Source organism: Lactobacillus sp. UMNPBX15, from assembly GCF_002553785.1.
Lineage (GTDB): Bacteria > Bacillota > Bacilli > Lactobacillales > Lactobacillaceae > Lactobacillus > Lactobacillus crispatus.
Window position 1 is genome coordinate 13,723 of the sequence record NZ_PCYV01000025.1, and the last position, 20,400, is coordinate 34,122.

Genomic DNA, 20,400 nt, shown 5'->3' on the forward strand with positions numbered 1-20,400 from the left:
CAAATAGGGTGGCTACCTTTTTTGAGTACGACATGATATTCTTTTCTTAATAAGAAACAGTGATGAGAAAGGAAACAGAATGGATTTAGAAACAGCGGTCATGAAGAAAAAGGAAAGTTTTAATGAGACCGATAAAGCAATCGTTAGCTATTTATTGAAATATCCTGAAGCAGCAAGTCAGTTGAGTTTGCTGGAATTAGCTCAGAAATTATACGTTTCTAAGTCCGCTATTTTCCGCCTAAGCAAAAAATTGGGATTAAGTGGTTTCAGCGAATTGAAATTTGAATTGTCCGAGTTAGCTGCACGAAAGGAGCAAAACGTTAAGAACAAGCAAACGCTAGATTTCAATACGGATTTACAAAAGATCATTGCTGAAACTTTTAAATATTTTAAGGGATTAAACTTACAACCATTTTTTGCGGATTTAGATCAAGCGGAAACGATCTATCTTTACTCTACTGGCTGGCAGCAGCAAATTATCGCGGAATATTTGGCGCATAACTTTTTCTTAATTGGTAAAAAAGCAATTATTTTGCCTAGTGCACGCGACGAAGTGGCATTATTAGGGCGGTCTGCACGGGAAAATGACATGCTGTTTGTTATTTCATTTGGTGGTTTTAATAAAACAATTATTGAAGAACTTAAGAAGATTGATGTCGTGAATACTGAACTGAAATTGGTGTCATTGACTAGCTGGCAAACGGGAAAACTAGCCTCTCTTAGCGACTATAGCTTTTTCTTCAAAACTACGCCATTTCAATTTAGTAAGCAAAATGCGGTAACTTTTAGTTCGGCCTATGTTTTAATTGATCTAATCATGAATAGTTATGGTCGACATTGTGATTTGAGATAAAGGGGAACAAGATGAAGAAAATATTATTGCTATCAACTGGGGGAACCATTGCTTCCGTTGCTTCTGATGCAGGCCTAGTACCCAAGGAAACCGGTGAAGAGTTAATTAAAATGTTGGGAAAGTTGCCGTACGACATTCAAGTCCGCGATATTTTGCAATTAGATTCTTCTAATATCCAACCAGAAGAATGGAAATTTATTGCAGAAAATATTTACAAATACCGCAATGATTACGATGGAATTGTTGTTTCACACGGTACTGATACTATGGCTTATACGGCATCAATGTTGTCGTTTATGCTGAAAAATATTAATATCCCGGTTGTGCTGACGGGAAGTCAGGTACCAATTAACGTGGTCCTAAGTGACGCTCACGATAACCTACGGTTGGCTTTTGCAGCTGCAGCAACTTGTCCACCTGATGTTTATTTAGCCTTTCATAATAAAGTTATGCTGGGCTGCCGCAGTGTAAAGGTGCGGACTACCAACTTTGATGCTTTTGAAAGTGTGAATGTACCACCAGTAGCAACCGTTTCTTCCGATGGGTTAGTTTTTAATTCAGAACATTTTCAAAAAGAACATGACGGTCAGCCAACCTTAAATACTAAAATTAATTCGCACGTATCGTTGGTGAAACTATTTCCAGGTTTTGATCCTAATCTGCTTTTTGCGATGGTTAATAGTGGTTGCCGCGGGATTGTTATCGAAGCGTATGGTCTAGGCGGGATGAACTTTATTCGCCGCAACATGGTAGCCGCAATTGGTAAGCTAATTCGTCAAGGTATTCCCGTTGTAGCCAGCAGTCAATGCTTGTATGAACGTAGCGATTTGACCAAATATGAGGTGGGGCGTGAGGCTTTGCTGGAAGGAGCTATTTCCGCTTGTGATATGACTTCTGAGAGTGCGATTACCAAATTAATGTGGGCTTTAGGGCAAGGGATGGACGTCCATCAAATTGCTGATTTTTTTGATACAAATGTTGCTGGAGAAGTAACTCTTAAGTAAAGGTAAATAATATTACAATTATGTTAATTGTAAGCGCAGCCATTCCCATAACGATCGGCTTTTTATATAATAAGAAATATAAGGAGCTGGGAACATGAAGAGTACAGTTTTACAGAAAGTTTGGCTTGTATTTGCTGCTATAGGAATTGGGGCTTCCCTTTTTGTTAACAATTCGCATCAACTGATCGAATCTAATGCAACTACAATTTCAAACGCAATTATTAATACGAAATAAAGATGACAGTCACTTAGGTGGCTGTTTTTTTGTATAATAAAAGAATTGGATGTGAACAAGATGGATTTTGAAGAGGCTAGAAATAAATTACAAATGATTGAAGAAATGCTCAATCGGATGCCCTTGATTCATGGAGAAAATGATGTTTTCAAGGTTACTGCTGATGAGATGGATGACTTTTTAGCCAATGTAACGCCTGATATGGATGGCAAACAAGTGACGGAACAAGGAAAAAAGATTTTGCACACTTGTCTACAAGTACTTAAGTTACGGCAAAAGGATGAGCGGCTAACACCTGAACAAAGTAGCTTATTAGCAGATATTGAACAGATTAATTAATACAAAAATATGTTAAAATGGTTCTATAGAAATCGCTTACAAAGAGGTGCGCTTTATGGAACTTTTAATTGCAACTCATGAAGGGTTGGCTGCGGGGCTAATGTCTGCACATGATATGTTGGCAGGCAAGAATGATCAGATCCTGACAATTGAATTAAACGACACAGGAATCAGAGATTTTAAGGCTCGTTTTGCTAAAGTCATGAATAAATATCAGAATAGTCAGATTTTGGTGCTAACTGATTTAAAAAATGGGACACCCCACTTAGTCGCTTCGGAATATGAAGATATGTATCCTGAGCGAGTACGGGTAATTAGCGGTGTTAATTTGCCAATGGTGCTGGAGCTTAGCCATAAGATGATCAATGCTAGCTTGAATGAAAGCACCGAAAAGGCAATTCAGATTGGTCGTAGTCAGATAGATGTTGACCAATTGGCAGCAGCCAAAGTTTAATATCAAAAAAGACGATAGCGTTGTAATGCTACCGTCTTTTTGTAACTAATTAATCTTCAATTAAATTATTGTCATTAATAAAAATATTTCTAAACTTTGCCCAACCTTTTACTAACTCAACTTGTGCAATTGAAAGTAAAGCTAGGGTAACTACGATTAACCATTGTCCAGCTGACAAACTGGTAATGTGAAATGCATCTTGCATTGCTGGGACAAAGAGAATAATACCCATGAAAAATGCAGAGATAATGAATGACACTGTTAACCATGGATTATTACCAGATGATCTTTTCCAGATGGGATCAGTATTTGAATGCTGGTTAAATGAACGAATCATTTGGGCCAATGCTAAAATACTGAAGGCCATGGTTTGTCCGACAACTTGATTGCCGATTTCTTTACCAATGAAGTAACCAATTAAAGTAAGCAGGGCAACAAATATTCCTTGGGTAATAACCCGAATAACTAGGTCTTTTTCGAATAAAGTACCAGCTTTAACTGGCTTGTGTTTCATAATGTTTTTACTTGCTGGGTCTACGCCAAGAGCAAGGGCAGGTAGAGTAGCTGTAGCTAAGTTAACCCACAAGATGTGTACTGCCAATAATGGCGCATCCCAGTTAAAAATAGTTGCCGCAAACAAAGTGGTAATTTCAGCAATGTTACCAACTAGCAAGAACTGAATTACTTTTTGGATGTTGCGGTAGACGCGGCGACCTTCCTTGATAGCGTGCGCAATTGTGGTAAAACTATCATCAAGCAAGATCATATCAGCCACGTCCTTAGCCACGTCTGTACCCGTTACACCCATAGCGACACCGATATCGGCAGCCTTTAAGGCAGGTGAATCGTTTACTCCGTCACCGGTCATAGCTGTTACCTCACCATTTCGCTTTAAGCTTTGAATGATGCGCAGTTTGTCAGCAGGAGAAACGCGAGCAAAAACGGTAGCCTTTTCAACAGCTTGATCTAATTCTGCATCAGACATTTGGTCTAATTCAGTTCCCGAGATTGCTAAGTCACCTGTCTGATAAATGTTTAACTTTTTCGCAATTGCCAAGGCAGTTACCTTGTGGTCACCGGTAATCATAATTGTGCGAATACCGGCTTCACGGCAGGTTTTAACTGATGCTGCAACTTCTTTTCGTGGTGGGTCAATCATGCCGACAATCCCGATAAAAGTCAAATTATTTTCCAAATCAGCATTTGCTTCAGGTAAGTTATCCACTATTTTGGTAGCAAAGCCTAGTACTCGTAAAGCGTCAGCTTGCATTTGGTGAGACAAGTGGGCAATTTGCTTTTTGTCTTGGGGTGTAATTTTACGCACGCCATTGTCAGTCATAATGTGTGTACATAACGGCAACATTTCGTCCGTTGCACCCTTAGTGAAGACCGTTAATTGACCGTCAATTTTGTGCAATGTTGTCATCCGTTTTCTGTCCGAATCAAAGGGTTGTTCGAACAAACGGGGGAATTCTTTCTTTAAGTTAGATTGGTTAAAGCCAAGCTTTTGGGCAAAAGGAATTAAGGCTATCTCAGTTGGATCACCAATTTCTTTTTCACCGTTCAAGCTGGCATCGTTACAAAGAGCGCTAGCATAGGCCAAAGTTTGATTGGTTTTGTTTGCTGCAAGCTGGTCAACTACGTGACTTTGGCTGAAGTCATTCGTTGCTGCCTGTGTAACAGTCATTTTGTTTAAGGTTAAAGTACCAGTTTTGTCGGAACAGATGACAGTGGCGTTACCTAAGGTTTCGACTGCTGGCAACTTTTTGATCAAAGCGTTACGCTTAACCATGCGTTTAACGCCTAAGGCCATAACAATTGTCGCGGTTGCTGGCAGACCTTCTGGAATAATTGAAATTGCCAATGAGATAGCAACCAAGAATTGTGGTAAAAGTGGACGGCCATAGAAAGCACCAATTGCAAAGACCAAACTACAAATAATTAAGCCGATAATCGTTAAGACCATGCCGGCTTTAGCTAATTTGCGTTTCAATGGTGTTTGTACTTCAGTTTGATCTTCTAACATGCCAGCAATGGCACCCATTTCTGTTTGCATCCCAATTGCTGTCACGACGCCTTGACCACGACCATAAGTCACAATTGAGGAAGAAAAAGCCATATTGATGCGGTCACCAAGAGCACAATCTGGATTTAAAACAGCAGCTGCGTCTTTTTCTACCGGTACTGATTCACCAGTAAGGGATGCTTCTTGAATTTTCAAGTTAGCTGTTTCAATTAAGCGCAAATCGGCTGGAACCATGTCCCCATCATGCAAGGTAACAATATCACCAACTACTAATTCCTTGGCCGGTATGATTAATTCTTTGCCATTACGAATTACATGGGCAGTTGGCGCAGATATGTCACGTAACGCAGCTAAAGAAGACTGTGCCTTTTTTTCCTGAACTACTCCAATAATGGTATTAAGAACCACGATTGTCGCGATAATAATGGCTTCGGTATATTCGCCAAACATAGCAGATAAGAGGGCAGCTACTAATAAGATACCGATCATTGGATCAAAAATCTGCTCTTTGACCATTTGGATTACTGTTTTAGGAGGTTTAGCTGCGAGCTCGTTTAAACCAGCTTGCTGGCGTATTCGAACTTCGTCTTCAGTTAAACCAGTTTCGGTTGTTTTTGTATTTGTTAATACCTCAGACTGTTCGACAGCCCAAGGTTTTTGCCTGTGATTATCCATAGCGGACTAACCACTCCTTTCGTAAAAAAATAATGGAAAACGACCTACTAGCATAAGCCGTTCCCCATTTGAGAAACTTGTTCAGTTTTCATTTGCGTATCGGCAGCGTCATAGGCGCTTCTCGGTATGTAAATTATATAATATATAGTTTATCATATTGTGACATAGTGTCAATATGACTAATCATGGTGAAAGAGTTCTTTAATTTTTCTTAACCAATTGTCTTTAGTAGAAGGAGTAGTTTTCGTTTGTGACTCAGAGTTAGTTTGCTCTATATGCTGTTTACTGGAAAAATGTTTAACATGTTTCGTCTTTTTTGGTGCAGATGCGGACTGTTTTTTCTTATTATTTTGATGATCATGCAATTTCATTATTTTTGGTTGCTTATTTTGGCGCACATAATAATGGTCTTCATCAGTTTGTGCTTCCATCGCAATATCGGGACGCAAATAATATAGGTCTTGACCGTCATAGCTGTTAATTAAAAAGACAAGAATATCGTGTAAATCACAAATACAGTGCCAGGCTTGCTTTTGATCTGGTTCAATTTGGTTATCGTGGACAGCAGCGTTGCCCATGCGGCGTATTTCGTCAAATAAATCCATGATCGAAAGAGGGTAATCTAGTTCATTGCGTAAATAATGTGTATTATTACGCAAATTACGGTGTTCGCCATCATGAACTGTGTAATATGGACTGAGATTTTCTAACTTAAAAATTTTTTTGATTAGACTCTCTAATAGAAGACGTGAATTTGAAATAACGTCACGATAATCATCAATTGTGTATAATTTGTGGATTTTTTCAGCGGTAGGAAAGGCTTCCTTGAAGCTGCTATTTTTTACAAAATCAAAATTTACTTCCACTGTGCAATCCCCTCCAAAATAAAATAATGCTACTAAATATAATAAGAACTTCGTCTTGATTTGTGAACAAAAGATGTTTGCTTTTTTTGATCAACTTGTTAATCTAAGTTAAAAGGATTTGTGAAAAGGTGTTTTGATCAATGAAAAAACATAAGAAAATTTGGATATCGGGAGTTATTATCCTGTTAATTGGTATTGCATGGCTAATTGGCAATTTTTATTACACTAAAGAACGTCAAATTGACCGCATTGTAGCTAAAATGCAGGATCCTAAAACTGAGCTGGCTCAGTATGTCACGGCTTCAACGCCTGATATGGATGTGACAGATAAATCGCTGAAGCCGCTTCAAAATTACTTTAAAGAGCATCACAGTGCAGCTAAACGTTTAGCCTATAATTTGCGTCATAATCGCGATCATGGTGAAATCAGACTGATTCAAGATGGACGCAATTTTTTGCTTTTTCCAAAATATAAGTTGTGGATACAAGTATATCGCCCACAGGTGAAGACCAATCACGCTAATTCAACTTTGACGGTTAACCAAAAGGATTATGGTGAAATGGAAGGTGGCAATCAGAATTACTATCAAGACTTAGGTATGGTCTTTCCTGGTCGCTATCATATATTAGTTAAATCTAAGGTTAATGGTCGCCATTTAGATGCTGATTCGATTGTTAACATTTGGTCAGATAAGACTGTTGATATGAAGATCAAAACGGCCACTTTCCAAGTGCGCAGCGTTCCTAATGGTACGATCTATATCAATGATCGTAAGGCGGGTAAATTGAACCAGCATGGTAGCTATACTTTCAAGGATTATCCGATTGCTAAGCGAATGGAAATCTATATTAAGAGTAAGGCAGATGGTCAAACTATTAAGTCCGAAAGGGTAACGGATTTGTCGCAATCGATTAGTTCAGAATTTTCTAATAGTGAGGATGACGTCACTGATTATGATGGTACTGCTGAATATCAAGGCAATGGCGAAAAAGATGTCTATCAGGATGCAGAAGGTGACTATATTGTTAACCCGATTTGGCCTGGCTTGATTAAGGTTGGGGATGCAGCTAAGCTATTGTACAACACCCTTAAGTCGCCAAATGCAGATGACTTTGAAAATGGAAAAGAAAATCCAGACTATAAGAAGATTGCTAAGCAACTAAAGGAATGGCATAAAAAGAAGAGTATCAAGAAATTAAGTGTAAAGATCAAGGTGCTCTCTGTTTTACCAGGTAAGCGTAATTATAGTCGGATTAACTATGAAGTAACCTTTATTAAAAAGTATAAAGATAAGAGTAAAAAGAAAGAACGATTGTCGTATCAAAACGCTGTTTTCCACCAAAAAGATGGCAAACAATTGATTCAGACTTTGGGCGACTGCAAGTTAATAAAAACTAAAACAAGTGACTAAAGATTAGTTAGAGTAAGACTTCCTACTGTTAAAAATAGTAGGAAGTTTTTTAATAACAGTGAAGCTATATAAGAATATTGTTTTGCAAAAATAATTAAACAAACAAAATAAGATTAGGCCCGATTCGCCTAATCTTATTTTGCTATAAATGCATTAAATTCCACTTAGGTATCTTAATTTCGCCTTTCTCACTCATTGTCATAATAGTGATTGAAGCATTCTTAGGACCTGGAACCAAAGGAATATGGTCACCATAACGATACCAGAGACTTCTAATAGTGAAGCCGTGAGTAACTAGCAGAATGTTTTCAGCGCCATCCAATTGACTGATTAATTTAAAACCATCATCAAGACGAGCCCAATATTCTTCAGCGTTTTCTGCTTGGTGATAAGGATCGGCTTCTTTAATCCAATCCTTAATAGTATCGATGCTCTCATGAGCAAACATTTCTTGCCGTGTTCCGTAGCCGTGACTGCCACCAATCATTCGCCAAGCCATTTCGGAATCCATTCCTTCGAAGTAGCCGTAGAATTGTTCTCTGAAAAATGGACTAGCGATGTGCTGCAATTCGTCTTTGTTGGCGTTATATTTCATGATGATCTCACAGGTATCACTTGCTCTCTTAAGATCACTAGACAATGCAATGTCAAAAGGTACTTCGCTTAAAGCTTTACCAGCTTCTTCAGCGCCTTCAATTCCTGGTGTAGTTAATGGTGTGTCACACCAACCTTGCATCTTATTGTAGCGATTGATATAAGTTTGACCGTGACGGACGATATAAATTCTTTTCATATTTTTCTCCTCGTAAAAAGCTCACCCTTTATTGTAGAAAAAATAGGTGAGCTTTTAAAGTTAATTGTTTTCGTGGTAGATCTTTTTAACAGTTTTAATATCTTGCGGTTGAATCGTATAGATCGAACCCTTTGGGTACATGACTGAGACATTATTAGTGTGGTTTAAGCCAATTGCGTGGCCTAATTCGTGTTCAGCAGTATTAACGATTCGATTGTAACTGTAACCATACCATTCGTTTTGCAAATAGTAACGGTTCAAGTTGACCGTGGCCTTTAACAAATGTCCTGTAGCAGGGTTATAGGTAGTTGCTGTTTCTCCTGCGGCATTAGTGTCGCTATTATCGACTGTATTAATGACGATTTGAGCGTCTTTTTTATCATTTATTTGGTGAAAAGTAAAAGCACCGGTACGATTCCAAGCGTTCATTGCATTGACTGCAGCTGATCTTAGTTGAGCATTATTGCTAATATCGATATAAACCTTAGCTTCAGGATTTGACCATACACGATTGTCTGAAGAATCGTCATTTTCTGTTTTATCTGTGTCAGTTTTGATATTAGTAGTCTTTTTTTCGTTATTGGGAGAAATGGTCGTTTCGTTAGTTAGAAGTTCGTTAATTCGATAGCTAAGTGTAGCTAGGGAGTCTTGCGTTGCGATACGAATATTGGGATTGTTCTGATAAGTCCAAACGCCAAGAGCGATAAGAGCAAGCAAGAGAACATTTCTCAGTAATTTAAAAAATCTTTTCATGTATATATCACCCCAATATGTCAAGATTATAGTCTCTAAAGTTAAAGTTTTCATCAATTTTTATTTATATTTTTCTCACGAGCAGGAAAACTATTATGAAAGCGCTATTCATGGTAAAATAGTATGCGAATTTTTAAAGAAAAGGTGATTAGATGGCTACAGCCAAAACTGAAAAAAACGAAAAAGAACTTGAACAAAAGCACCTTGATAATATTATGGGTCAGATCAAGGACCGCGAAAAAACTTTAAAAAAATCTATCAAATCAGCTGAAGGCGAAGCAAGAGAGCTTAATTCACACTTTTTTGACGATGTTAAATTGGATTATGATGGTTATTCCACTTCAATGGAAACAGCACTGTCAATCCACCAGCAGCAACAATTATTGAGTGAACGTGAACATGCTTGGCAACATTCAGCTAAGCAGCTAGAGACTGTAGAGCGTTTAGAGAAGCGACCATATTTTGCTCGGGTTGATTTTAAAGAAAAAAATGAGGACCGAACAGAGACGATTTATATTGGTCTAGGTTCTTTTGCAGACAAGGACGATCACTTCTTGATCTATGACTGGCGGGCACCAATATCTTCAATTTATTATGATGGTAAATTGGGTAAAGTTTCTTATAATTCGCCTGAAGGTGAAATTACAGTTGATATGACTAAGAAACGCCAATTTATGATTGAAGATGGTAAGATTGTGAACATGTTTGACACTGATGAGTCAATCGGTGATCAAATGCTCTTGGAAGTTTTGTCAGAAAAATCATCAACGCAGATGAAGTCAATCGTAACGACGATTCAACGCGAACAAAATAAGATTATTCGAAACACCAAAGCAGATCTGCTTTTTGTCCAGGGTGCGGCAGGTTCTGGTAAAACCAGTGCGATTTTGCAGCGGATAGCCTTTTTGCTTTATCGTTATCGTGGCAACCTGACTTCAAGTGATGTAATCATGTTCAGTCCTAACCAGTTGTTTAATGACTATATTAAGAATGTTTTGCCTGAAATGGGCGAACAAAATATGGTTCAAATGACTTACTGGCAGTTTGTTGCGCGACGGTTGCCAGGTATGGAAGTTGAAAACTTATTCAGACAGTTTGAAGATCAAACCGCAGACAGCAATATTTCTAAGTTTAAGGATTCAGTTAATTTCTTTAACTTGTTGACTCGTTATGCAGAGCACTTGAATAAGCGCGGTGTTATTTTCAAGAATATTTATTTCCGTGATAAGAAGAAACCTTACTTTGATAAGGAAAAAATTAAGGAGATCTATTATTCTTTCAATGAAAATTACAAGTTGGCCAACCGAATTGATGCAACGCGTGAAGAATTGATCAAGATGTTGAATCGAAAGATTACGCCAGAAACTAAGAAGGCTTGGGTGGCACACGCTATTGAAGGAATGAGCCAATCTGAATTAAATGAGTTATATGATCGACCTGATCAAGAATTTGAGTCTGAGGCTAAGGAAGAGGCCTTTTTAGGTAGAAAAATTGTATTATCAGCCTTGAAGGGCGTGCATAAGCGTATTTTGCACAACCACTTTTTGAATATGCGAGCACAATACCTGAGCTTTTTGCGAGCTGTACCTAAGATGGTTGATCTATCTAAGTGGAATATTGATGAAAATGATTGGTTGGCTCATGTGGAAGAAGTTAAGAATAACTTTAAGCAGCACCATATTGCCATGAATGATGTTTCAGCTTACTTATATTTGTATGACATGATCACTGGTCGCAGGACTGACTTTGAGATGCGTTATGCCTTCATTGACGAAATTCAAGATTATACTCCATTTCAATTAGCTTACTTGAAGTATAATTTCCCACGGGCCAAGTTTACAATGTTGGGTGACTTGAATCAGGCTATTTTTACTAAGGATGAAAGTCGTAGTTTACTTAAGCAGATCTCTGGCTTATTTGATCCTGAAAAAACTGATGTGGTGCAATTAACGAAATCATATCGTTCAACTAAGGAATTGACCAATTTCACCAAGCAAATTTTGCGTCAAGGCGAAAAGATTGAAGCCTTTAACCGTAAAGGTCCTAAGCCTATAATTTGGGGCAGAAAAACCGATGATGAAGCAATTGATGTTTTAGTTAACGTTTTGCATAATAATGAACAAAATAAGCGTACGACAGCTGTTATTACCAAAGACTTAGCTGCAGCTAAATTTGTGCATGAAGAATTAGCTAAAAAAGGTGAAAACACGACCTTAATTGCGACTGCTAATCAGCGACTAGTTGATGGTACTCTAGTTGTGCCTTCTTACTTGGCTAAGGGACTAGAATTTGATGCGGTAGTCATGTGGGATGCCTCTAAAGCTGCTTACCATAAATTGGATGAAACTCAACTTGTTTATACTATTACCTCTCGTGCAATGTATAAGCTAGATATTATTTATACTGGAGAAAAGAGTCCATTGCTTGATGTTGATCCAGATACTTATGAAGAAAAATAATTGACAAAAGTTGCTAGATCATTTAACATTTATTCAACATTAAAAACAACTTAGAACAGAAATAGTAATACTAGTCAAAGTAATAGAGAGTCTTTGCTGGTGGAAATAAGATATTTGCTAGTATGAATCACATCTGTGAGTTGGTCTTCTGAACAAAAGTAGGAAAATCCGGGATAGCCCGTTATAGCTAAAGGTTGATTATTGAACTTATTGAGGCAGGTTGCGTGAGCAATTTGTAAACATGAGGTGGAACCGCGATTACATTCGCCCTCGTAGCCGTTTGGCTATGAGGGTTTTTCTTTTAAAATAATCAACCTAGTGAGGCATTTCTGCGTGAGCAGGTGCGAACATGAGGTGGAATCACGAGCAGTCGTCCTCTTAGGTTAATCCTAAGAGGGCTTTTTTATTAGGAAAGAAAAATGAAGGTGAGAGTATGTCATTAAAATATATTGCAGAAATTTTACCCGCTCTTTTGTCAGGAGCAGGCATGACGTTAAGTATTTTTTTCTGGACCTTAATTTTAGCAACGCCATTAGGAATTTTGGTCTCATTAGGTGAAAAAAGTAAGTTTAAACCATTACGCTGGTTGGTTAACTTTTATGTTTGGATTATGCGGGGCACGCCCTTATTATTGCAATTGATCTTTGTCTTTTATGGCTTACCAATTATTCATATCGTCTTTCCCCGCTATCAAGCAGCCTTGTTTGCTTTTATTTTGAATTATGCGGCTTATTTTGCGGAAATTTTTCGTGGCGGCTTCCAATCGATTGATGAAGGCCAGTTTGAAGCAGCGAAAGTTTTGCGCTTGAGCCGCTGGCAAACGATGACCAAGATCATTATTCCCCAGGTAATAAAAATTGTTTTGCCTTCAATTGGAAATGAAGTAATTAACTTAGTTAAGGATTCATCATTAGTTTATGTCATTGGCTTAGGTGATTTGCTTAGGGCCGGCAATGTAGCAATGGCTAGAGACGTAACACTGGTACCGTTAGTTTTAGTAGGTGTAATTTATCTACTGTTGATCGGTATTTGTGCTTTTGTTTTGAAAAAGCTGGAAAACCACTTTTCTTATTACAAGTAGTTGAGGTGAGAATATGTTAGAAGTGAAAAATTTGAGCAAAGAATTTAACGGTCACCAAATTTTGCGTGACATCTCCTTTACCTTGAAAGATGGAGAAATTATGACAATTGTAGGCCCATCTGGAGCGGGGAAAACCACCTTACTAAGAATTATTGCCGGTTTGGAAACAAAAGATGCCGGTGAAATTTTGATTGACGGTAAACCTTATGATTCAGGCAAGGTTGGCGTTGTTTTCCAAGATTATAATCTTTTTCCTAATTTGAACGTTTTACAAAATATCACTTTGGCACCTACTTTGGTATTAAAAAAGAGTAAAACTGAAGCAGAGCAGGATGCACGATTATTGTTAAAACGTCTACAAATGAGTGGGCGTGAACAGCAGTATCCTTATGAGTTATCAGGTGGGCAGAAACAGCGAGTAGCTATTGCTAGAGCCTTGGCTATGAAGCCGCGGATTCTTTGTTATGATGAGCCAACTAGCGCGTTAGATCCAAATTTACGTAAGGAAGTTGAGAAAATGATTTTAAGTTTAAAAAAATCTGGTTTAACTCAGCTGATTATCACCCACGACTTGAATTTTGCAGAGAATGTAGCGGATCAGATGCTCAAGGTTCAACCGTTAAGCGAGGATTAGACAATGAAAAAATGGATTTTAGGTATTGTCTTGGCCTTAACATTATGTTTAACTGGTTGCCAAAGCGTACAAAAAGAAGCTAATACTCAAGATACATGGAATAAGATTGCCAGCAAAAAACAAGTGGTAATTGGCTTAGACGATAGTTTTGTACCAATGGGCTTTGAAAAGAAAAACGGCCAATTGACGGGTTATGACATCGACTTAGCTAAGGCAGTCTTTAAACAATATGGCATTAAGGTTTCTTTTCAAACGATTGATTGGTCAATGAACGTTACAGAGCTGCGTAACGGTACGATAGACTTACTCTGGAATGGTTACAGCATTACGCCAGAACGACAGAAAAAAGTAGCTTTTAGCAAGCCATATTTACGTAATCGCCAGGTTATAGTTGTGAAAAAAGATAGTGGCATTAGTTCATTTAAACAAATGAAGAATTATGAATTAGGAATGCAAACTGGTTCAACAGCAGAGCAGTGGTATGAAACTAAACAAGACGTGCTGCATGCTAAGAAAACAGTTTTATATGATACGATTTCTAATTCGTTCTTGGATCTGAATGCAGGACGAATTCAAGGAATTCTGTTAGATGAAGTTTATGCCGACTATTATATTGCTCACATGGCTAAAAGTAGCGAATACAAGGTAATTCAGAATGATCGCGTGCCAATGGACTTGTTCGCTGTGGGGATGCGTAAGGGAGACAAAACTTTGCGCAAAAAGGTTAATGAAGGTCTGGTTAAGTTGCAAAAAAATGGTCAATTGCGTAAACTTAATGAAAAATGGTTTGGCAGAAACAATAGTTGGTTAGGCAAGTAATATGAAGATAGATAATTTTACTTTTAAAAAGATTGATGAAATGACAGGAAGAGAATTCTATTGCGTAGAAAGATTGCGCAACACGATTTTTGTGGCTGAACAGAAGATAACTCTACCAGATTTAGATGATGAGGACCTAATTGCTGTTCAGGTTTATTTACTCAATCAAAAACAGACGACTGCCTTAGCGACTTGTCGTCTGTTTCAAGAAGATGGTAAATGGATGCTAGGACGCGTTGCTGTGTCAAAAGAAGCGCGCGGACAACAGCTAGGATCGAAAATGATTACAGCTGTGCATAAATTTTTACGGCAAAATAAGATTGATGCAGTTTACTGTCACGCCCAAATGCGGGTAAAGCCTTTCTATGATAGCTTGGGCTATCAAGTTGTAGGCGAACCGTTTGATGAAGGCGGCGTAGAACATGTGATGATGAAGAGGGACTTGGCTTAGGCTAAGTCTTTTTTGATTACTGGCACGATTTGATTAACTAAAAACTCATTTCCTTGATCAGTTAAATGTTGCCCGTCGGCTTGATAATATGTCGATTTGTCTTTTAAGTTTCTCATTGCAGGTAAAATATCCACAAATTGTGCACCATGTGCCTTTGCGACTTTTTGGGCGATATTGTTAAAAAGATCGAGTCTTTCAGCACCATAATATTGAAAAATGTCACTTTCTGGATTGGGATTGCACAATCCCACAACAATGGCTTTGCCTACTGCACTAAGGATTTGAGCCAAGTTCTTTTCGTAGCTTTCTGGACTAATGCCCCAAGCTGTTGCGGCATCGTTATTGCCGTATTCAACAACAACTAGATCATGTTCTGGGGGAATTTGCTCCAAATAATCGACGCCTTCAACTGTGGTAGCACCGCTTTTAGAAATGTTTTCCACCTGTGCATAATTAATTAGTGCCTGTTGAAATAAATTAGTTACTAGGTTTGTATTTTGACCATTACGATATCCGTTAAAAATGGAATCGCCGAATAGGATTATTTTTTTCATATTTTTAGCGCTTTCTATTATAATAAGTTAGTGTTTTAGAAGGAATATGGATACGATATATGAGAAATTATACGAGTTTTAACAGAAATGAATGGGCTAAATTAGCTCCCTTAGATAAAGTCAATATTACCAAAGAAGAATTAGCTGATATCAAGTCTTTAGGAGACGTGATTGACCTAACCGACGTGCATGAGATCTATACCAGTTTGATCAGTTACTTACACTTAGTTTACCAACAAAAAAAGAATGCGCAAAAAGCACAAATCAAATTTTTGCATAAAAGTTTTTCACCAGCTCCGTTTATCATCGGTATTTCGGGTTCGGTTGCGGTTGGCAAATCAACCACTGCGCGTTTATTACAATTGTTGCTCAGTAGAACCTATCCAGAATTAAAGGTACACTTGATGACCACGGATGGTTTTATTTACCCTAATGAGGAATTAAAACGGCGCAATTTAATGCCCCGCAAAGGTTTTCCAGAAAGCTATGATATGGCTTTACTTAGCAACTTTTTGCGTGATGTCTTGAGTGGCAAAAGCGATATTGTTTATCCGTTGTATTCTCAAGAATTAAGCGATATAGTACCTGGAAAATATGGTCATGTAAAAAATCCTGATGTATTGATTATTGAAGGAATTAATACATTGCAATTGCCCGAGAGTGGACAAGTTGTGACTAGTGACTTTTTCGATTTTTCAATTTATATTGACGCTGAAGAAGATTTGATTGAAAAATGGTACATGCAACGCTTTAGAAAAGTACTTAAATTAAATAAAAATAAGCCAGATAATTTTTACTATAAAATGGCTAATGGACCGCTGGAAGATGCAATTCAATTGGCTGAAGAAACCTGGCAGATGGTTAATCTGGTCAACTTGCGTGAATATATTGCACCAACTAAGCAGCGGGCAAGCTTAATTCTCCATAAAACTGATGGACATTTGATTGATCGGATATACCTGCGGCACATCTAATTTGGTATACTAGGTATTATGAATACGATTTATTTACTGTTGATAAAAAAATTTGCTTTGCCTCCAGCGTGTTTAAACTAGTCGAAAGGTAAGTTTAAATTAAAGGAGAAAAATAATGGTACAAGCAATTAATTTGAAAAAAGGTATGATTTTTAGCCAAGATGGCAAATTGATCAAAGTTTTAAAGGCTAACCACCATAAGCCAGGTAAGGGTAATACCGTTATGCAAATGGATTTGCGTGACGTTAAGAGTGGTGCAGTTGTCCACAAGACCATGCGTCCAACTGAAAAGGTAGACTTAGTTGAAGTAACTAAGAAAAAGGCTCAATACCTTTACGGCGAAGGTGATACTTATACTTTCATGGATACTGATACTTATGATCAATATGAAGTTTCAGCTGATCAATTGGGTGATGACGTTAAGTTCTTGATGCCTAACATTATGGTTGATATGGACTTTACAGATGATAACAAGATTATCGGTATTGAATTGCCATCAACTGTTGAAATGACCGTTAAGGAAACACAACCAGAGATTAAGGGTGCAACTGTAGCTGGTGGTGGTAAACCTGCTACTATGGAAACTGGCTTAGTTGTGCAAGTTCCTGATTTTATCAAGAATGGCGAAAAGCTAATTATTGGTACTGAAAACGGTGATTACAAGTCACGTGCAGATAGTCAACCTAGATAAAAGATAAGAAAATAATCCTCAACTTGTGCATAAGTTGGGGATTATTTTAGATTACAGCCTTTGTTCTAGCATTAATTTTTACGGTATGTTTGTGTTCACCGTGGATCATTTTAACTTTCCAAATTGAGTGATTATTGTCATCAGTTAACTCCCATGAAATTGGTGTCCCTCCACTAAATTCTTTTAGGGCAATTTCATTAGCTTCTTGGCGTGAAATTGTCTTTTTTAGGTTCAAGGACGCATCTTTTTCGTAGTCATAGTCAAGCACCTGCGTAGATTGACCTAGGATTTTGTTATTAGTTGCGTCAACCTGAATAGTGCAGTCTTTACGGTCATCATAACCCACTATGTCATAAACATAGATATCTTTACTTAAACTAAGCGTGATCGATTTGACTACTGCATGTGTATATAATGATTTGAATTTCTGGACGGCGGAATCCTGTGAGAGATTAATCTGTGGCAAGTTATTGCTAGAATAGCTGATCGTTTCCGGCTTAGCTGCTAAATTAGTAGTTCGAATGGTAAAGTTACTTACTTTTGACGACTGATTATTTAGATAGATCGTTGTCCCAATTATTCCAACAAGTAACCCAGTGATAATGCTGCTGGTAATGATAAAAAATTTTCTCATGAATTCCACCTCGTTATTATGTTCTATATGTTTACTGATATTATATATTACATAACCACAAAGTGACAGTTTATCACTAGGTGTTTTAAATTTTCTTATGGCTTTTGGTACAAAAATGCAATATTTTTAAACAAAAAGAAAAATTAATGCTAAAAGCGCGGGTAGCATTTGTACTAGGAAGATTTTTTTAGTTGCAGTGAATCCGCCATAAATTGCTACTATGACAATCAAACTTAGAATTAATTTCCATACGTTAAAAAGAATAGGGATAGGAAAAATAAAGAAAGCAACGATCAAAATTACACCCAACATCCCATTGTAGATACCTTGGTTAGCTAGTGAAACTTGAGCAGCTTCTTGTTTAACAAAATTGATATCCATGTCGAAAGCCTTAGCTTGTTGTTCAGGTTTACCAAACATTTCTAAGAAACAGATACCGATATGCTCAATAGCCACGATAAATGTTAGGATTGTTCCAATAAGTGTGAAAAGAGTGTAAGGACCATATTTTATAATTTCCATAAAAATTCCTCCAAATATTTTTCTATAATTATACAATAGATTTTTGTTGACAATCGTGATCGAATAAATTATGATTATTCTTATCAAAAGTAAGAAGGAGGATGAATCACATGTTTAAGCGTCAAATGCAATGTCAATACACTGAATGTTGTTGTACAAACAGCATTTGTTTGACATGCTCTGATGTGGTGATTCATCTTAAGACTATTACTGATTAACTAGTTAAAAAGTTGTGGTTCTTAATGGGATGTATTCCGTGTTGGAGTACATCCCATTTTTTTGTTTGAGAAAGGAAAATTTATGTCGAAACTAAAGGGAGTTTTAGCAGGAGTCGTTACTATTTCATTAGGAATGCTTCTTGCAGCATGTGGTAATGGCAATAGCAGTAGTAAGTCGGCAGCTCAAAGTGGCACTTTAAATTTAAGCACCACAGCTCCATTAGATACTATTGATATCAGTAAGTCTACCGGATTTGGTCAAACTGGCAATGTATTCGAAAGTTTTTATCGTCTTGGTAAAAATGGTAAGCCAACAGCCGGCTTAGCTAAAACTGGGACCGTATCTAAAGATGGTAAGACCTGGACGTTTAAGATACGTGATTCTAAGTGGTCCAATGGTGATCCGATTGTAGCGCAGGACTTTGTTTATTCTTGGAGAAGAAGCTTGAATCCTAAGACCGCTTCTCCGTATGCCTATCTTTTTAGTGGCGTGAAGAATGCTGACGCAATCATTGCAGGAAAGAAATCACCTAATGCATTAGGAATTTCTGCACCGGATAAAAAGACAGTAGTGGTTAAGTTAAATCGCCCGATCGCTTACTTTAGAGTATTGATGGCTTATCCACTATTTGGGCCGCAAAACGAAAAAGTTGTGAAAAAGTATGGCAATAGATACGCAACTAAGGCTCAGTACCAAGTCTACTCAGGTCCTTTCAAGATTAAAGGATGGAATGGAACTAATGATACCTGGTCATTTGTTAAGAATAATGATTACTGGGACAAGAAGGTAGTCAAGTTGAACAAGATTAATTATCAGGTAGTTAAGTCCAACAATACTGGTTATCAGATGTATCAACAAGGTAAGCTGGATTTAACTCCGCTTTCAAGTGAGCAAGTTAAGAACTTAAAGAGTAATAATGACTTTACTCAATATCCATATTCACTTGTTAGATTCTTACTTTACAATTTTAAAGACAAAAATCAGATTAATCGTGCAGCTTTAAACAATAAAAATATTCGTTTAGCTTTATCACTTTCAATTGATCGCGATGTTGTAACCAAAAAAGTTTTAGGCAATGGTTCAACTTTGCCAACAGGTTTTGTGGCAAATGACTTAGCTTCAAATCCTAAAACTGGTGAGGATTTTGCTAAAGAACAGTCTGTGAATAATACAGTTGATTATAATTCAGCCTTGGCTAAAAAGTATTGGAAGAAAGGTTTGCAGGAAATTGGTCAAAAGAATTTAACCTTTGATGTCTTATCTTCAAATGATGAGGCTGATAGTGATCAATTAACTCAATACTTGCAATCTCAATGGACCAAGGAATTGAAGGGACTTAAGATCAATATTACGAATATCCCTGAAAAGTCATCTGATTCACGCGCACAACAAGGCAATTTTGATATTTATCTATCACATTGGGGCGGCGACTTTAACGATCCAATGACCTTTATGCAAATTCCAATGACTGGCACTTCATATAATTATGGTAAGTGGTCTAATTCTACATACGATAATTTGGTTAAAAAAGCTGGTAATGAAGATGCAAACAATCCAGAAAAGCGGTGGAATGATTTAGTTAAGGCGGCGAAGATCGTAAACGGCAATCAGGCAATTACACCAATATATCAACAAACAACTGCATATTTACAAAATAAGCGTGTTCACGGCCTTATTCATAATACTGCTGGTACACAATGGTCATACAAGTATGCTTATGTAGATTAAAGGAGAAGGGAGCGATCCCTTTTAATTTTGCAGTAATTTAAGTAAAGTATTAAAAAATATTGAATAAATACATAAATATAGTATTATTAATTTAATTATTTTTAATATAAGGAGAATCAATGGAATTACTGCAATATTGAGACCGTAAAATAGTTTGTGTAAGGATGAATGATTCCTTAAATTTATTTCTTTAAACATTAGAAAAAGGAGTTCCTTTCTCGTAT

General features: G+C 37.3%; 20 protein-coding genes and 1 other annotated feature. Of the genes, 13 read left to right on the top strand and 7 right to left on the bottom strand.

The genetic code is table 11. The features are described 5' to 3' along the window. The first annotated feature begins 79 nt into the window (after nucleotides 1-79). The 4 genes from CP366_RS06945 (at nucleotide 80) to CP366_RS06965 (ending at nucleotide 2,885) form a co-directional block, all read left to right on the top strand. Nucleotides 80-853: a MurR/RpiR family transcriptional regulator gene (locus CP366_RS06945; protein WP_089143437.1), complete on the top strand. Its 774-nt coding sequence runs from the start codon at nucleotides 80-82 to the stop codon at nucleotides 851-853. An 11-nt stretch (nucleotides 854-864) separates the two neighbouring features. Then, nucleotides 865-1,857, top strand: a complete 993-nt coding sequence (locus CP366_RS06950; protein WP_023488349.1) for an asparaginase — start codon at nucleotides 865-867, stop codon at nucleotides 1,855-1,857. Between the two features lie 280 nt (nucleotides 1,858-2,137). Further along, nucleotides 2,138-2,431 carry a hypothetical protein gene (locus CP366_RS06960; protein WP_035443341.1) on the top strand — a complete coding sequence of 98 codons (294 nt, stop codon included), beginning with the start codon at nucleotides 2,138-2,140 and terminating at the stop codon, nucleotides 2,429-2,431. 55 nt (nucleotides 2,432-2,486) lie between these two features. After that, on the top strand, nucleotides 2,487-2,885 hold the full coding sequence (locus CP366_RS06965; protein WP_005723897.1) for a PTS sugar transporter subunit IIA: 399 nt from the start codon (nucleotides 2,487-2,489) through the stop codon (nucleotides 2,883-2,885). A 49-nt stretch (nucleotides 2,886-2,934) separates the two neighbouring features. Here CP366_RS06965 and CP366_RS06970 read toward each other — a convergent pair whose 3' ends face one another. Both CP366_RS06970 and CP366_RS06975 read right to left on the bottom strand, forming a co-directional pair. Further along, nucleotides 2,935-5,586: a calcium-translocating P-type ATPase, PMCA-type gene (locus CP366_RS06970; protein ID WP_089148007.1), complete on the bottom strand. Its 2,652-nt coding sequence runs from the start codon at nucleotides 5,584-5,586 to the stop codon at nucleotides 2,935-2,937. Nucleotides 5,587-5,765: 179 nt separating this feature from the next. After that, nucleotides 5,766-6,452 (bottom strand): DUF4145 domain-containing protein, encoded by a 687-nt coding sequence (locus CP366_RS06975; RefSeq protein WP_035443344.1) that lies wholly within the window; start codon nucleotides 6,450-6,452, stop codon nucleotides 5,766-5,768. 140 nt (nucleotides 6,453-6,592) lie between these two features. On the opposite strand from CP366_RS06975, the gene CP366_RS06980 reads away from it, so the two are divergent. Next, entirely contained in the window at nucleotides 6,593-7,864 is a 1,272-nt protein-coding gene (locus tag CP366_RS06980) for a hypothetical protein (RefSeq protein ID WP_089146076.1), read from the top strand. A gap of 142 nt (nucleotides 7,865-8,006) precedes the next feature. Here CP366_RS06980 and CP366_RS06985 read toward each other — a convergent pair whose 3' ends face one another. Together CP366_RS06985 and CP366_RS06990 are read right to left on the bottom strand one after the other, a co-directional pair. Further along, a complete protein-coding gene (locus CP366_RS06985; RefSeq protein WP_005718274.1) occupies nucleotides 8,007-8,657 on the bottom strand; it encodes a histidine phosphatase family protein in 651 nt (216 codons plus the stop codon). A gap of 60 nt (nucleotides 8,658-8,717) precedes the next feature. Then, nucleotides 8,718-9,410, bottom strand: a complete 693-nt coding sequence (locus CP366_RS06990; protein ID WP_005727351.1) for a M57 family metalloprotease — start codon at nucleotides 9,408-9,410, stop codon at nucleotides 8,718-8,720. A 152-nt stretch (nucleotides 9,411-9,562) separates the two neighbouring features. Here CP366_RS06990 and helD point away from each other — a divergent pair, with 152 nt between their 5' ends. The 5 genes from helD (at nucleotide 9,563) to CP366_RS07015 (ending at nucleotide 14,854) form a co-directional block, all read left to right on the top strand. Beyond that, nucleotides 9,563-11,869 (top strand): RNA polymerase recycling motor HelD, encoded by a 2,307-nt coding sequence (gene helD / locus CP366_RS06995; protein WP_013086836.1) that lies wholly within the window; start codon nucleotides 9,563-9,565, stop codon nucleotides 11,867-11,869. A gap of 42 nt (nucleotides 11,870-11,911) precedes the next feature. Next, nucleotides 11,912-12,144, top strand: a binding site (T-box leader). A gap of 158 nt (nucleotides 12,145-12,302) precedes the next feature. After that, nucleotides 12,303-12,950 (top strand): amino acid ABC transporter permease, encoded by a 648-nt coding sequence (locus CP366_RS07000; protein ID WP_089145335.1) that lies wholly within the window; start codon nucleotides 12,303-12,305, stop codon nucleotides 12,948-12,950. 13 nt (nucleotides 12,951-12,963) lie between these two features. Further along, nucleotides 12,964-13,584: an amino acid ABC transporter ATP-binding protein gene (locus tag CP366_RS07005; protein WP_089146074.1), complete on the top strand. Its 621-nt coding sequence runs from the start codon at nucleotides 12,964-12,966 to the stop codon at nucleotides 13,582-13,584. Between the two features lie 3 nt (nucleotides 13,585-13,587). Further along, nucleotides 13,588-14,403 (top strand): amino acid ABC transporter substrate-binding protein, encoded by an 816-nt coding sequence (locus tag CP366_RS07010; protein WP_089148006.1) that lies wholly within the window; start codon nucleotides 13,588-13,590, stop codon nucleotides 14,401-14,403. A 1-nt stretch (nucleotide 14,404) separates the two neighbouring features. Further along, entirely contained in the window at nucleotides 14,405-14,854 is a 450-nt protein-coding gene (locus CP366_RS07015) for a GNAT family N-acetyltransferase (RefSeq protein ID WP_089146072.1), read from the top strand. On the opposite strand, the gene CP366_RS07020 is transcribed toward CP366_RS07015, so the two are convergent. After that, nucleotides 14,851-15,408: an SGNH/GDSL hydrolase family protein gene (locus CP366_RS07020; RefSeq protein WP_005725650.1), complete on the bottom strand. Its 558-nt coding sequence runs from the start codon at nucleotides 15,406-15,408 to the stop codon at nucleotides 14,851-14,853. The two genes, CP366_RS07015 and CP366_RS07020, sit on opposite strands and share 4 nt — an antisense overlap. Before the next feature lie 59 nt (nucleotides 15,409-15,467). Here CP366_RS07020 and coaA point away from each other — a divergent pair, with 59 nt between their 5' ends. Continuing rightward, nucleotides 15,468-16,382 (top strand): type I pantothenate kinase, encoded by a 915-nt coding sequence (gene coaA, locus CP366_RS07025; RefSeq protein WP_065989943.1) that lies wholly within the window; start codon nucleotides 15,468-15,470, stop codon nucleotides 16,380-16,382. Between the two features lie 115 nt (nucleotides 16,383-16,497). Next, on the top strand, nucleotides 16,498-17,073 hold the full coding sequence (gene efp, locus CP366_RS07030) for an elongation factor P (protein ID WP_005723909.1): 576 nt from the start codon (nucleotides 16,498-16,500) through the stop codon (nucleotides 17,071-17,073). 46 nt (nucleotides 17,074-17,119) lie between these two features. Here efp and CP366_RS07035 read toward each other — a convergent pair whose 3' ends face one another. Both CP366_RS07035 and CP366_RS07040 read right to left on the bottom strand, forming a co-directional pair. Then, entirely contained in the window at nucleotides 17,120-17,707 is a 588-nt protein-coding gene (locus CP366_RS07035) for a PepSY domain-containing protein (RefSeq protein WP_023488332.1), read from the bottom strand. A 126-nt stretch (nucleotides 17,708-17,833) separates the two neighbouring features. Next, nucleotides 17,834-18,229, bottom strand: a complete 396-nt coding sequence (locus tag CP366_RS07040) for a DUF1304 domain-containing protein (protein WP_013086828.1) — start codon at nucleotides 18,227-18,229, stop codon at nucleotides 17,834-17,836. A 300-nt stretch (nucleotides 18,230-18,529) separates the two neighbouring features. Here CP366_RS07040 and CP366_RS07045 point away from each other — a divergent pair, with 300 nt between their 5' ends. Next, on the top strand, nucleotides 18,530-20,176 hold the full coding sequence (locus CP366_RS07045; RefSeq protein WP_089148005.1) for a peptide ABC transporter substrate-binding protein: 1,647 nt from the start codon (nucleotides 18,530-18,532) through the stop codon (nucleotides 20,174-20,176). Nucleotides 20,177-20,400 lie beyond the last annotated feature (224 nt).